At 44.0% G+C, this 15,286-nt stretch carries 6 protein-coding genes; all 6 read right to left on the bottom strand.

The window, feature by feature from the left end; all coding sequences use genetic code 11:
* Positions 1 to 87: 87 nt before the first annotated feature.
* Positions 88 to 2,460 carry an ABC transporter permease gene (locus tag DWW91_RS12805; RefSeq protein ID WP_122327944.1) on the bottom strand — a complete coding sequence of 791 codons (2,373 nt, stop codon included), beginning with the start codon at positions 2,458 to 2,460 and terminating at the stop codon, positions 88 to 90.
* A 37-nt stretch (positions 2,461 to 2,497) separates the two neighbouring features.
* Positions 2,498 to 4,870, bottom strand: coding sequence for an ABC transporter permease (locus DWW91_RS12800; RefSeq protein ID WP_122327943.1), 2,373 nt, complete (start codon positions 4,868 to 4,870; stop codon positions 2,498 to 2,500).
* A 156-nt stretch (positions 4,871 to 5,026) separates the two neighbouring features.
* Positions 5,027 to 7,402: an FtsX-like permease family protein gene (locus tag DWW91_RS12795; protein ID WP_122327942.1), complete on the bottom strand. Its 2,376-nt coding sequence runs from the start codon at positions 7,400 to 7,402 to the stop codon at positions 5,027 to 5,029.
* Between the two features lie 88 nt (positions 7,403 to 7,490).
* Positions 7,491 to 9,878, bottom strand: coding sequence for an ABC transporter permease (locus tag DWW91_RS12790; protein ID WP_007653329.1), 2,388 nt, complete (start codon positions 9,876 to 9,878; stop codon positions 7,491 to 7,493).
* A 145-nt stretch (positions 9,879 to 10,023) separates the two neighbouring features.
* Positions 10,024 to 12,396 (bottom strand): ABC transporter permease, encoded by a 2,373-nt coding sequence (locus DWW91_RS12785; RefSeq protein WP_122327941.1) that lies wholly within the window; start codon positions 12,394 to 12,396, stop codon positions 10,024 to 10,026.
* Positions 12,397 to 12,863: 467 nt separating this feature from the next.
* Positions 12,864 to 15,185, bottom strand: coding sequence for an ABC transporter permease (locus DWW91_RS12780; protein ID WP_046146824.1), 2,322 nt, complete (start codon positions 15,183 to 15,185; stop codon positions 12,864 to 12,866).
* Positions 15,186 to 15,286 lie beyond the last annotated feature (101 nt).

Here is a 15,286-nt window from a genome sequence, read left to right as displayed (position 1 = left end):
CCCAACCGTCAGAAAAGAACAATGTCTAATAATTAGACAATGCTGTCAAATTATTAGACATTGAAACAGATTCTATGTAAAACGCTGTTATTCCGACTTCAAACTATCCACCGGATTAGCATTAGCAGCCTGCCAGCTTTGGTAAGTCACCGTACCGACAGTAATAGTCAGTACAATAAGCAAAGCCAGCGGATAGACCCACCAAAACATCGGTGTCTTATAGGCAAAACTCTCCAGCCACTTGTTGATCCCATAATAACCAACCGGTACTGCCAGCACAAAGCAAATCAGGACAATATAAATATAGGAACTGTTCAGCATCTTCAAAACTTCACCGATAGTCGCACCATGTACCTTTCGGAGACCGATCTCTTTCCGGCGATATTGTGTATCGAATACCACCAGATTAAAGACACCCACAAGCGAAATAATGATCGCCAAAAGGCTGAATACCGTGATCAGGCTACGCAAATTCTCTTCCTTATGATATAATTCGTTGAACACAGCATCATAAAACTCGATCTCGACCGGATAAGCCGGATCTATATCAGCCAGTGTTTTATAAATATGTGAAACGGTTGCATCGACATCTGCCCCGGCTTTCAGGCGTATATAAGAAGTAGTTAGCGGATAAGGCAGTTTCCCTGTCACAAAACCGATATTACTTTCTCCCTCTCGAAGCGAAGTAAACTTGACATTGCCTGTCAACCCGACAATATCACCCGAAGCCCACGAATCCATTTTATCCCCCACTTCCATACCTACTTCCTGTTTTGCCGTACAATTAAAAATGTAAGAAGGAGTTTCAGCCATTTCATCGGCCGGATAAAAGTCACGCCCCTCTTCTACCGGGATTCCCATCACACGCAGGAAATTTGCGGAAACAAAGATCATAAAGAAGTGGAAATCATTTTCCTTGACAGAACCGCTGTTCGTACTGTAACCATCCTGCGAACCGACCTTCTCCAGAGAAAAAGCCACATCTTCGATACCAGAAAATTCCTTCAGGCGATTAACATAGGTCTCATGAGATTTAATATACAGGTCACTGCTCAAAGGAACGATCGCGATCTGATCTTTGTCAAATCCCAGCGAATAACCACGCATATATTTATTCTGCAAATGAACAAAACAAGCACTGATAATTAATAAAATAGATACCACATATTGGATACCTATCAACACCGTACGTAATTTGCGTCCCGACGGTGAAAGCCCAAAACTTCCTTTCAGCACCAGGGCCGGAGGAAAGGAGGTCACGTACCAGGAAGGATATAACCCGGCCAGTATGCCGGTAACCAATGCAATAACACCGGTCAACAAGACAATCGGCAGGTTATCTATTATACTCAAATCAGCCTCTATAAACGGCATGGTACCGGTCGAAGCCAGCACATGCACAATGAACAGGCTCGCCAGCCAGGCCACCAGACTGGTAATAGCAGCTTCGGCCAATAAAGCCCGACGTAATACGCAATCCGGACTGCCTAACACTTTCTGGGTATTGATACTCCTGATACGCATCGGTGTCAACGAAGTATTGAAATTCGTAAAATTGATGGCAGCCACTATAATGATCAGTAAGGCAATAAAAAAAAGCAACCAGGTCACTTCTTTATTACCGCTGCGGAAAATCGTACCATCCTGGCTTTCATTCATATAATAAATGTCCGTAAGAAGCGTCAACTTTATCTGTACCTTCCCACTCCCCAACTTGGAAAAGTCGAAGTTCGCATTGAAGTTGTCCGTAACAAGCCGGGCCGATTCCGGATTATCCAGTAAAAGGAAACATATAAAACTACTGGATCCGAAATTCTCACGCATAGTATTATCGATACCCGTATAAATAAGGTTACGAATCTGCGTATTTTCCGGGAAGTCTTTATAAACGGCTCCGACAGTAAAATCCCTTACATTCTTGCTCATTATTTGCTCTTCGGCATGTAATGCTTTACCTACAGCCGACTGTTTTCCAAATATCTTACGAGCCATGCTTTCCGGTAAAATCAGTTTTTCAGGATCGTTCAGGCAATCGATATCTCCTTCGATGATCGGAAAATCGAATACATGGGTCAGTGCCGGATGGCAAGTCTGAATCAATTCATGATAGCCTTCCCGTTCGCCGTTCTCCGTCACCGTAAAATAGATGGCCGGACTATAAGGGAAAATCAGGCTACCAGCCTCGATATGGGGAGATGATCCTATAACAGCCTCGATCAATCCTCGCGGAAGGATACGGGAAAATGTCCCGGCCTCTGCCTCTACCACCTCGCCACTTAATTCCACCCGGTAAATACGGTCGGCCGTCGGATGACAACGATCGAAATTACGTTCGAAGCTGATCTGTATCATAATAATGATAAAGGTTGCAAAAGCAACAGCCAACCCCGCAACATTCAGGAAAGCGGCCAGACTGAAACGGCGCAGCACGCTGAAAAAGTTTCGTAATATTGTCTTCATATCAGTTTGTTTTTATGGCATCCATTCTAAAGCCGGATTACTCCGACTTTATACTTTCCACCGGATTCGAATTTGCTACTTGCCAGTTCTGGTAAGTAACGGTTATAAAAGTAATGGCCGAAACAATAACAAAGGCTACCGGAAATACCCACCAATAGATCGGAGTACGGTAAGCAAAGTTCTCCAACCAGCGATATACGCCATAGAATGCAACCGGAGCCGACAGCACAAAACAGATCAACAGGATCAACAGATAACTTTTGTTGAACATAAACAGTATCTCCGAAGTAGAAGAACCCAATACTTTCCGTACCGCCACTTCCTTGCGCTTATACTCACTTTCGAAAACAACCAACCCAAAAACACCGACAACAGAGATAAATATGGCTATCAGACTGAACAAGGTTATCAGGTTACTTATCTTCAACTCCTTGTCGTACGTATGTTGCAACACCTCATTGTAAAAAGAGACTTTAAACGGATAGACCGGATCGATCTTGCTCAACGATGCTTTTACATGTTCCATGGCAGCCCACAGGTCGCTACCTGCCTTTACTTTGATATAAGCTGCACTGTAATACCGGATTCCGTCATTTCCCTTCCAATACTTTCCGCCGATATAAAATGCCATTGGCGACACTTCGTTACGGAAAGAAGCGAACTTGATATTAGGAATAATTCCGGCAATCTCTTCCCCTTCGACCGATTCACCCACCACAAGATCATACATATCGCGTGCCTTTTCATTAAATATATACGTTCCTTTATCTTTCAGATCATCTTCCGGCCGGAAATCACGGCCATCGATCACATTTATTCCCATGACATGCAGAAAACTCGGAGAAACAGGGATACATTGGAAATCGATAGGTTTATCGTTATAATTCCGTCCCCAGCCCATATAATAGTCCCGGCTCGACAATATCTGGTCGGCACACGTGATAGCTTCTATTCCTGAAAATGTTTTTATCTCACTTTCCAGCACACTCAGGTTTTTATTAATCTTACTGTTCAGCTCGACAACAATCAGTTCGTCCTTATCATATCCAAGCGGCGCACTTTGCATATAATGGTTTTGCAGGAACATGAACAGAGAACCGATGATCAGGATAAAGGATGCAATAAACTGAATACTGACCAGCGTACTCCGCAGCACACGTCCTTTAGGCGACAATCCAAAACTCCCTTTTAGCACCAGGGCCGGTGGAAAAGAGGTGATGTAACAAGCCGGATAACCCCCTGCCAGCGCACCGACCAATAAGGCAATGATCCCTGTGACACCGATAATTTTCCATTGTATCCCCAAAGACATATCGGCATCCACCAGAGAAGCAATAAACGAGTTTTCAGCCAGATGCAATACGACCAGCGAAATCAGGAATGCCACGAAACTGATAATGACAGCCTCTCCCAATAAACTCAGCCGTAGCAGGCTATCCGGACTACCGAGCACCTTCTGCGTATTGATGCTCTTAATGCGCATCGGCGTCAATGCCGTGCTGAAGTTCGTAAAATTGATACCGGCAATCAGCAGGATTATGAAAGCGATGGCAAACAGTACCTGTACTGTCTGACGACTGGCTTTCGGCATCGAATCGTAAGAAGCGTTGGTCAGGAAATGTAATTGGGTAAGCGGAGTGATATGCAGGTCGATCTTATCCCTTTCCCAATCCAGATCGGAACCGGCCATTTTTGTCTTATCGAAATTCTTTTTGAAGTTTTCCTTCACATCTTCCGCATTTGCCGGATCATCCATACGGAAAAAGAAATAATAATTACTGTTACCCCACTCATCATAATTTTCCTTCGGATCCATCTGGAGGTAAATGATATTGCGGACAGATGAATTACGGGGAAAATCTTTAAAAACACCGTTGACGATCGCAACTACTTTTCCCGATGTCCCGCCCATCAACTGTTTACCGATAGCCGATTCATTACCGAACAGGCGATTAGCGATGCTTTCGGGAATCATGGCCGACTTCGGTTGCTCCAGCGCCGTTTCATCGCCTTCCACCATATCGAAATGGAAAACACGGGTAAAGTCGGGGGTCACTGTCGCTATCGGATCCTGAAAGTTTTGTATCTCACCGCTCCGTTCGACACTGTAAAACCCGTCGGAAGTCCACGATGTCATAAGGGTTCCTGCTTTGATATGCGGCGACGATTCTGTAAAAGCCCTCGCCAAAGGACGGCTCATAATGGCTACCTGTTCTCCCTGATATTGCATATCCATCCGATAGATCGCTTCTGATTCCGGCTGGCAGGAATCGAACGTATAATCATAACTTACCTGCATCATGATCACCATAAATGCAGCGAAAGCAATACTTAATCCCAGAATATTCAACAAAGTCGCCATCCTGAAACGGCGGAGTACACTGATAAAGTTTCGTAATATCGTTTTCATATTGACCTCTTTTTATCCAATTCGTTCAAATAACATGCCAAAACGATAACTCTTTGTCAATCAAAAACATTTGGATCACGCCTTAAAAATGAATGTCTAATAATTAGACAATGCTGTCAAATTATTAGACATTTATAAAGGAAAATAACTTTCCGGTCACTCCGACTTTATACTCTCCACCGGATTTGAATTAGCGACATGCCAGTTCTGGAAAGTTACGGTTATAAAAGTAATGATCGAAACAATAATAAAGGCTGCCAGAAATACCCACCAGTACATCGGAGTACGGTAAGCAAAGTTCTCCAACCAGCGATATACGCCATAGAAAGCCACAGGAGCCGACAAGATAAAACAAATAACCAGAATAATCAGATAACTCCTGTTGAACAGTACCAATATTTGCGGAGTGGACGATCCTAATACTTTGCGGACAGCCACCTCTTTACGTCTGTATTCACTCTCAAACACCACCAGTCCGAAGACTCCCACTATGGATATTAAGATCGCAATGACACTGAACAGGGTGATCAGGTTACTGATCTTCAGTTCCTTTACATAGGTACGTTGTAATATCTCGTCATAAAAAGAGACTTTAAAAGGATAAACCGGATCGATCTTCTTTAATGAAGCCTGAATATGTTTCATTGCCGCACGCAAATCACTGCCGGCCTTTACCCTGACATAGGCTGCTGCATAATATTTACTGTCGACTTCCCCTCCCCAATAGTATTTTCCCCAGACATAGAAAGTCATTGGTGAAACTTCGTTGCGGAAAGAAGCAAACTTGATATTAGGCATAAAACCAATAATCTCGCCACCGTCAATCTTATCCCCCAGTTCCAGATCGTACATCTCACGGGCTTTCTCATTAAATATATAGCATCCCGTATCTTTCAAGTCATCTTCCGGGCGAAAATCGCGTCCGTCGGTCACTTTAATCCCCATCACACGAAGGAAAGAAGGAGACACCGGGATACATTGAAAGTTAATATCCTTATCTTTATACTCGCGTCCCCATCCCATATAGAAGTCCCGGCTCGATAAAACTTGTTCGGCAAAAGTGATATCTTCAATCCCGGAGAATGTTTTTACCTCACTCGCCAATACATCCTGGCTCTTATTCACCTTACCGTTCAGCTCCATCACGATCAATTCGTCCTTGTCATATCCAAGCGGTGTATTCTGCATAAACCGGTTCTGCAAAAACATGAACAGGGAACTGATAATCAGAATAAATGAAGCAATAAACTGGATACTGACCAATGTACTTCTGAGCAACCTCCCTTTTGGAGACAGTCCGAAACTGCCTTTCAGTACCAGTGCCGGCGGGAAAGAGGTAATATAACAGGCCGGATAAAGGCCAGCCAACACACCGACAGCCACAGCAATAACCGCCGTAGTAGTAATAACTCCCGACTGTGCCGAAAAAGCCATGTCGGCATCCACCAAAGAGGCTATAAAAGTCTTACCGGCTATAAACAATATCCCCAGCGAAATCAGATAAGCCACTGCACTGACGATAATCGCCTCCGCCAGCAAACTCAAACGAAGCACACTATCCGGACTTCCCAACACTTTTTGCGTATTGATACTTTTAATACGCATCGGTGTCAGTGCCGTACTGAAATTGGTAAAGTTGATACCCGCAATCAGTAAGATAACAAAAGCTATAGCAAACAAAACACGCACCGTCTGACGGCTGGCCTTCGGCATTGAGTCGAAAGAGACATTTTCCAGGAAATGTAGCTCGGGAAGCGGTGTGATACGCAGGTCAATACCATCTTTCTCCCAGTCAAAATCCTTACCGAACTGTTGGGATGCATCAAAATTCTTCATAAAGTTTTCTTTCACATCCTTCGTATTGGCTGGATCATCCATTCGGAAAAAGAAGAAATAATTCTGATTACTCCAAGTATCGTAGTTTTCTTTCGGGTGCATCTGCCGGTAGATAATATTCCGGATGGAAGAGTTAAGGGGGAAATCTTTAAAGACGCCGCTTATTGTTGCTACCGTACTTCCCGTCTCTACATTCATCAGCCGTTTTCCTATAGCCGACTCATCTCCGAACAAGCGACGCGCCATACTTTCGGGAATGATGGCAGTTTCCGGCTGATCCAATGCCGTTTCATCTCCTTCCACCATATCGAAATGAAAGACACGGGTAATCCCGGGCGAAGCATTCACGACCGGGTCCTGGAAATTCAGCCTCTCCCCTTGCCGTTCGACACTATAAAAAAGTTCGGAATTCCACGACGCCATAATCATGCCGGCCTTAATATGGGGCGATGACTCTGTAAAGCCTCTTGCAAAAGGACGGCTGAAGACGGCACTCGCTTTTCCCTGAAAGTCCATGTCCATGCGGTAGATTGCATCAGCTTCCGGCTGGCAGGAATCGAACGTGTAGTCGTAATTCACCTGCATCATAATCACCATAAAAGCTGCAAAAGCGATACTTAATCCAAATACATTCAGCAACATCGCCATTTTGAAACGGCGAAGCACGCTGACAAAGTTTCTTAAAATAGTTTTCATATCAATTGAATTATTACTTCGATTTAAGGTTGTTCACCAAACAACTTTTTAATAAATACGTAATAATTTCAAGAATGTTGCATGATTGCTATTCTGTTTTTATGCTTATCACCGGATTTTCGCTTGCCGCCCGCCAGTTCTGGAAGGTAACAGTGACGATCGTCACAGCCGACACCAGCAGGAAAGCCAGTATGAATACCCACCAATAGATCGGAGTACGGTAAGCAAAGTTCTCCAACCAGGCATGAATGGCATACCAGGTCAACGGAGCGGCCAACACAAAGCATATCAACAGGATACGGACATACGTTTTGTTAAACATAATCAGAATCTGCGACACGGAAGATCCCATCACCTTGCGGACACCTATTTCCTTTCTGCGATACTGGCTGTCGAATACTACCAGACCAAAGACACCCACCATCGAGATAAAGACGGCTATCAGACTGAATAATGTGATCAATGCTCCCAGACTCGTTTCTTTTTCATATAAATTATTCAACACTTTATCAAAGAAAGTAATGTCGAAAGGATAATCCGGATGAATCTCACTCATTACATTCTTGACATGCGCCATGGCTGCTCCCATATCCGAACCGGCTTTTACCTTGATATATGCAAACGCCGCACCTCCCGAATAACTTTTACCACGCACTAAGAATGCCATCGGAACCACCTCCGTACGGAAAGAAGCGAACTTGATATCCGGAACAAAACCAATCACCTCCATATCACCGATCTTATCCCCCAGCTGAATGTCGTAAGTCTTTCGCGCACGTTCATTAAATATATAGGCACCATGCTCCGTCAAAGTATCTTCTTCCCGGAAATCCCGTCCGTCACTTACTGCAATATTCAGTACCTTCAGGAAAGAAGGATCGACCGGCATCACCTGATACTGAATATTTTTACCATTCAGTTCACGTCCCCAAGTCATATACTGATCCTGGCTGGCCAGCAGAAACTCCGCACAGGTCACATCCTCAATACCGGAGAACGATTTCATACGATTCGTGAAAGCGTCTTTACTGTTTAAGACTGTAGCCGTCAGGTCTGTCACGATGATTTGATCTTTGTCGTATCCCAACGAACTGGTTCGCATAAAGTTATTTTGCAAATACATGAACATAGCGCCCATAATCAAAACAAATGAAGAAATGAACTGCACACTGATCAGTACGTTCCTCAATACCCTTCCTTTGGGAGAAAGTCCGAAATTACCTTTCAGCACCAGCGCCGGCGAGAAGGATGTCATATAATAAGACGGATAAATCCCGGCCAGCACTCCGACCAGCACAGACAGCAGAGCCGTCAACGAAATCAACACCGGATGAGCGGAAAAAGAAATATCCGCATTGATCAGGCCGGCTATGGGACTGCTTGCCGTCATACGGACAATCCATAATGCCAACAAGAAAGCCACAACACTGATACAAACCGCTTCCATCAATAAGGAGAACTGTAATGTTGCATTAGAACTACCCAGCACCTTTTGCGTATTGATACTTTTCATACGCATCGGAGTCAAAGCCGTACTGAAATTGGTAAAATTGATACCGGCAATAAGCATAATAACAAATGCGATGGCAATCAGAACCAATATCGTCTGGCGGCTAGTCTTAGGAACCATGTCATAAAGAACATCCGTTACATAATGAAGCTCCGTCAAAGGAGTCAGCCGCAAATTCAGGTCATCGGTAGACCACGGCATATTTTTCCCTATCTCGTGCTTTTTATAATAATCCAGAAAATCGTTTGTCAAATCCTTTGCGGCTTCGGGGCTATCCAGACGGATATAAGCATAATAATTAGAACTTCCCCAATCATTCAAACCCTCCTTATCATCCAGTTTCACATAGACTGCATTCTGGAGGATACCGTTTACCGGAAAATCCTTATAGACACCTCCCACCGTATAATCCATCTCAGGTATGGTAAAAAGACCGGCCAACCGCCCTCTGGTATCTTTCGCTTTCATTCTCCGGCCGACAGCCGATTCCGTACCGAATATCTTTTTAGCCTGACTTTCCGAAATCAAGATCTTTTCCGGGTCCTTCAGGGCATCCTTCGTTCCTTCCAACATATCAAAAGTAAACACATCGGTAAAGGAAGGATAAATAGTCATATTCGGTTCCATATAACTATCCTGTTTCCCGTCCTTATCTACAATAAAAACCGTCTCACTATAGATAGGATAGCTAATGGCTCCGGCAACGATATGCGGTGAGAAGTTGAAAAACACATCCATCAGGGGCCGGCTTACAATAGCCTGAGGCGTTTCCTTACCCCACTGTAGCTCCACCCGGTAGATATTATCGGCTTCATTATGAAAAGTGTCAAAATTCTGATCATAATCAACCTGCATCATAATAATCATAAATGCAGAAAAAGCCACTGAAAGCCCTAAAATATTAAGAAGCGTCGCCATCTTAAAACGACGTAATACACTGATGAAATTTCGAAGAATTGTTTTCATTATATATTTATTTTTACCCGAATAGGTTCAAAACGCATGCCAAACATGTAATCATCTAATAAATAACACCTTGACGAATCAAGGTGTTATCAGATGTGTCTAAATTTTAGACACTGGTGTAAAATAATTAGACAAATTAGATTAATTATTCACTTTTTACACTGTTCACCGGATTCTCATTTGCCGCTTTCCAGTTCTGGAATGTAACCGTCAGCATGGTTATACCGGCCACAATGCCGAAAGCCAACACAAACACCCACCAATAGATCGGGGTCCTATCGGAAAAGTTTTCCAGCCATTTATATACGCCGTAATAAGCAAACGGGACAGCGATCACAAAACAGATTGAGACAATACGCAGATAAGACCTGTTGAACATATTCAAAACCTCCCCTACCGTAGCACCGAACACTTTACGCACTCCGATCTCTTTACGCCGGTATTGCGTTTCAAAAACAACCAGTCCAAAGACACCCACGATCGACAGCACGATAGCCAGCAGGCTGAACAAAGTGACCATCTTTTTCAGATACTGTTCCTTATGATACAGATTATTGAATACCGTATCGTAAAACTCCACCTCGAAAGGATATGCCGGATCGATATCAGCTATTACCCGGTGGATATGGGCGACGGCATCTTCCACATCGGCTCCGGCAGCCAGACGGATATAGCAGACAGGCGTTACCTGTTTTTTGGTTACTATAAAAACCAGCGGCCGGGTTATTGAGCGTAGCGATGAAATCTTTATGTTATCGACAAAACCGGCAACACGGCCTATCCCCATCCAACTTTTCTTCAACAGATGCCCCGGTTCCATATCAGGAGCCAGTTCCTGTACCCGGCGGGTAAAAATACAGGCATAAGTAGAATCACTCTCTGCATCCGAGCGGTTGAAATTATGTCCGCTGATAATCGGAATCCCTACGACATCGAGAAAGTTCCACGAGGTATATACTATTTCAGTATTGAACTCTTTATCGTTACAAACGAAATTATTTGCGGAATAGTTATTCGATGCTCCCACTTCATCGCTGGCAAAGCCTACATCTTCGATGGCGACATGTTCTTTCAGCCGGTTCATCAACAGATCGCCTGACTTTTCGACCATCTCGGTACTTAAAACTGCCATTGCAACCTGATCCTTATCAAATCCCAGCTTGTAGGAACGCATATAATTATTCTGAAGTTGTATGAAGAAGGAGCCGATAATCAAACCGATCGAGACAACGTACTGGAAACCGATCAGGACCATACGCAATTTCCGTCCCGAAACCGATAACCCGAAACTCCCTTTCAGGACCAATGCCGGCTGGAAAGAGGTCATATACCACGCCGGATACAGTCCCGCTATCACTCCCAGCAAAACAGCCATTCCCAACATCATAAATAATAAAGGTATATAATGCAGCATATTCGTGTCCGCCTCCACAAAGGTAAGAACTCCCGACCTGTTCAGCATCCAGGTCAGCAAGAAAGAAAGCAGACAGGAAAACAGACAAATGGCAATCGCTTCGATCATCAGGCTGATCCGCAGGCTGGCAGTCGAACTGCCCAACACCTTCTGCGTATTGATACTTTTGATGCGCATCGGTGCCAGTGACGTACTGAAATTCGTAAAATTGATTCCGGCAATGATAATGATCAGCAAAGCGATCAATACCAACAACCGCATCGTACCGATATTTCCGGCTTTGATCATATCTTCATACTGGCCGGCCGTATAATAAATGTCCGTGACAGGAATCAGATGCAGGAAGGTCTTATCCTGGGTTCCATATTTAGAAAAGTCGAATGTCTTATTGAAGTTATCTTCCACCTCCTGTCTCGATTCGGGCGAATCCAGCAGGATATATCCCATAAAGTTCTGGGAATACCAGTCATCTTTCCCCCAATCTTCCTTCATACGAATATAAATGCTATTTTTCATCTGTGCATTCTCCGGAAAATCTTTATAGACGCCACCGACGGTGAAGTTCTTCTGGTCTATATACCATATTTCATCCTTACAATAAATGCTTTTTCCCACGGCTGGTTCCTTACCAAACATCCGTTTGGCCATGCTTTCCGGTATGATTACCTTTTCCGGATCTTCCAGGCAGGAAGCAGTCCCCTCCAGTATAGACGGTTCGAAAACATGTACAAAATCCGAATAACAGGAGATGATCGATTCTTTAAAACCTTTCTCATTCCCCTCTTCTCCCACGGTCACATAAGCTTTTACACCGGAGGGACTTAGCAGTACACTGCTTTCTATATGAGGGGATGAAGCAAAAACAGCATCCGCCAGTGCACGAGGCAGTATCGAGGCATAAATATCCTCTTCTCCATGATGCACGTCCACCCGGCAAATACGTGAAGCGGTCGGATAACACCGGTCGAAAGTCCGCTCATATTGAACCTGCATCATAATCACCAGAAAAGCGGTAAAAGCCACCGACAACCCTACTATATTCAGGAAAGACGCCATCTTGAAACGGCGCAGTACATTCAGAAAGTTTCGCAATATCGTTCTCATTGATATACTATTTTTTGTTATTTCAGTTATTTACACATTCCAACAACCAAAATACGTGCCAAAACAATAAAACATTAGATATCAACAAAATACAAAACAACAAAACTTCAAGATATGTCTAATAATTAGACAGTCCTGTCCAGTTTTTTTACATCCTATCCGCCCCCCAAAAGTATTCACATTAGACGTTTCAGACACCAGCCGCAAGAATCTCCTACCTTTCAATAACATAAACTGAAAGGTAGTATCTTTTGAAAACAAAACTAAGGAGTTTTGATTGCAAAACATATATGCTTTGTCAACGAAACATATATGTTTTGAAAATAGATAAGCACCCGTTTAACTACCGCACAAAGGTAGCATATAAACCTGTATAATTAAGAAATCCATGCTATTCTTAAACAACTAAAGACGGAGAGTCATTCTTATGAATAACTTCCGCCTTTAAATTTATAATACTCGTATCGTTATTTATTAGCAATACTATTCACCGGATTGGCATTGGCTGCCCTGAAGCTCTGGACAAATACGGCAGCAAATGAAATAACCAGGCAGAACAGGCCGGAAACAATAAAGATAAGCGGATTCAGGTCGATCCTGTATGAATAGTCAGACAACCACTGGTTCATCGCATACCAAATGATGGGCGTTGCGATCACAAAAGCTACGACAACATAGATCAGGAAGGCACTGACCAGGCGTAACAGGATGCTTTTATTGTCCGAACCGAATACTTTACGGACTGCCACTTCCTGCGAACGCTGCTGGATAAAGTAGGTCGACATAGCCAATAACCCGAGCAAAGAGATCAGGATGGCGATACCGGCAAAGATAGAGACAATCTTTGCCATGCGCTGCTGCGCTTCAAACGATTCCTGAATCTGTTGGTCGATGAATTTGCCTTCGAAATTCAGGCCGGATGTCTGTTCGTAGGCCTTACGGATCTGTTCATAAGCCGTGTACGGGTTTCCATCTATTTCGATGATAATAGACCAGGGATACATTTCTTCCGGTTTATTGATGCGAAGCATAGACGGCTGGTTCTCACGGGTTATATTGCCGCGGGGCTGGAAGTTGCGGATCACACCGGCAATCGGGGTACTGTTTTCTCCCCATTTAAAAGCCGGCGCATCCATAGGCAACTCCATATCCATCATTGCTTTTTCGGTCAGGTACCAACTATTTTCGGCCAGGTGGTTATCGCGGATAATCTCCAGTCCCAGGATATTAAATGTGACGCTATCCATAATAAATTGCTGGAAACTGAGTGTTTTGTCTTCATACGTACCGGTCATATTGTTACTACCGCTGAAAGGCATCCCGCTCGCCAGCCCTATCCGTTTGACAAACGGCATCTGACGCACCCGGTCTAAAGCAGCTGTACGATCCGTTACATTCTCAAAATTATTGGAGGTTTCCAATATATTCGTTGTATTATATCCCAAAGGAGCATTGATCAGATGGTTGATCTGGAGAATCATCACAATAGAAGCTGCGATCATGGCAATCGTGATCGTATTCTGGAACGTGATAAAAACCTTACTGAACACCATCTTCGTCTGTCGGCGGAAAGTTCCGCGCACCACATCGATCGGCTTGGCCGAAGAAATCATAATGGCCGGTAACAGTCCCGACAAACCACCTATCAATAAAACGACCACAATCGCCGTACCGATCCAGAGAGGCGTACAGGCATCGGCCAGACTTATATCGGATTGCAGCAGGTTGTTGGCATAAGAGGTAACAGCCATGGCAAACAGCAAGCCGAGTATGAATGAAATAACCGTCAGCGACGTCGATTCCACCATCAGTCGCATGAACAATTCACCGCGCGACGAACCCAGCAAACGGCGTGTAGCCATCTCTTTTGCCCGTTGGCCCGCCTGTGCCACCGTCAGGTTGATATAATTGAACACGGCAAATATCAGGATCAGTATACCCACCGACATCAGAACAATGACAAAACGTCTATCCCCCGAATTTCCGTTTCCCTTTATCGGTGAAAAATACAATTCATTCATGGGGATGAGTATTACCTTTTTCCACAGTTCCATCTTATACGGCCAGAAGAACTCCTTCATATAGGTAGCAATATCATCTGTCTTAGGACGCAGGTCGGCCCCCGGTTTCATCATCAGAAAAGCGGTCGTAGCACCGGCATTATTATAGCGGTCCATGCCCAACGAGCCGTTAAACTCGGTGACGCCTTCGATCCGCAGCAGCAGGTCGGTATAAGGGATTGCCGAATTTTTGATATCTTCCATCACACCTGTCACCATCACTGATGTTGAGTCACTGATACGGATGCTTTGCCCTACCGGGTCGTCCGTGCCAAACAATTTGTTGGCAAATGTCCGGGAAATGACAGCATTGTTACGGGCCTGCAACACCCGATTCTTGTCGCCACTCAAAAGTTTAAACGAAAAGAAATTGAAGAAGGAAGAATCGGCAAAACATAAATTGGCATTCATCTTTTTATCATTTGCCCAAACGATCATCGAATTGAAATTGTTGCTGATAACCGGACAAACCCTTTCTATCTCCGGGTAACGTTCCTGCAACCGGTAAGCCACCGGAACGCCTGTCACTACTCCTTCTTCATAAGCTACCGCATAAATGCGGTCTCCATGTTCCTGAAATTTATCGACCGACAACTCCTGTACCGTATAAATAGAGATCAGAATGACGAACATCAGTGAAACAGACAGTCCGAACACATCGATCACCGTATATGCTTTATTCTTACCCAGGAATTTCAGGAAAGACTTTATATTTAATAGGTTGTTCATCTTTTTAATGGTTTAATTGTTCTACAGTTGGCGAGAATAAAAACATATCCCGCCTTCACAGGTAGGATATGTTCGTGTTTGCTTACATTCTTAATTTAGCT

The sequence above is a fragment of the Parabacteroides sp. AF17-3 genome, from assembly GCF_003635445.1.
Taxonomy (GTDB): Bacteria; Bacteroidota; Bacteroidia; order Bacteroidales; family Tannerellaceae; genus Parabacteroides; species Parabacteroides goldsteinii.
Note: the sequence above shows the minus strand (reverse complement) of the source record. Positions and strands in the feature narration are given on the sequence as shown.

Coding starts and splice junctions, on each gene's coding strand:
- DWW91_RS12805 (WP_122327944.1), bottom strand. CDS start 2,460: ATGAAGACAATATTACGAAACTTTTTCAGCGTGCTGCGCCGTTTCAGT.
- DWW91_RS12800 (WP_122327943.1), bottom strand. CDS start 4,870: ATGAAAACGATATTACGAAACTTTATCAGTGTACTCCGCCGTTTCAGG.
- DWW91_RS12795 (WP_122327942.1), bottom strand. CDS start 7,402: ATGAAAACTATTTTAAGAAACTTTGTCAGCGTGCTTCGCCGTTTCAAA.
- DWW91_RS12790 (WP_007653329.1), bottom strand. CDS start 9,878: ATGAAAACAATTCTTCGAAATTTCATCAGTGTATTACGTCGTTTTAAG.
- DWW91_RS12785 (WP_122327941.1), bottom strand. CDS start 12,396: ATGAGAACGATATTGCGAAACTTTCTGAATGTACTGCGCCGTTTCAAG.
- DWW91_RS12780 (WP_046146824.1), bottom strand. CDS start 15,185: ATGAACAACCTATTAAATATAAAGTCTTTCCTGAAATTCCTGGGTAAG.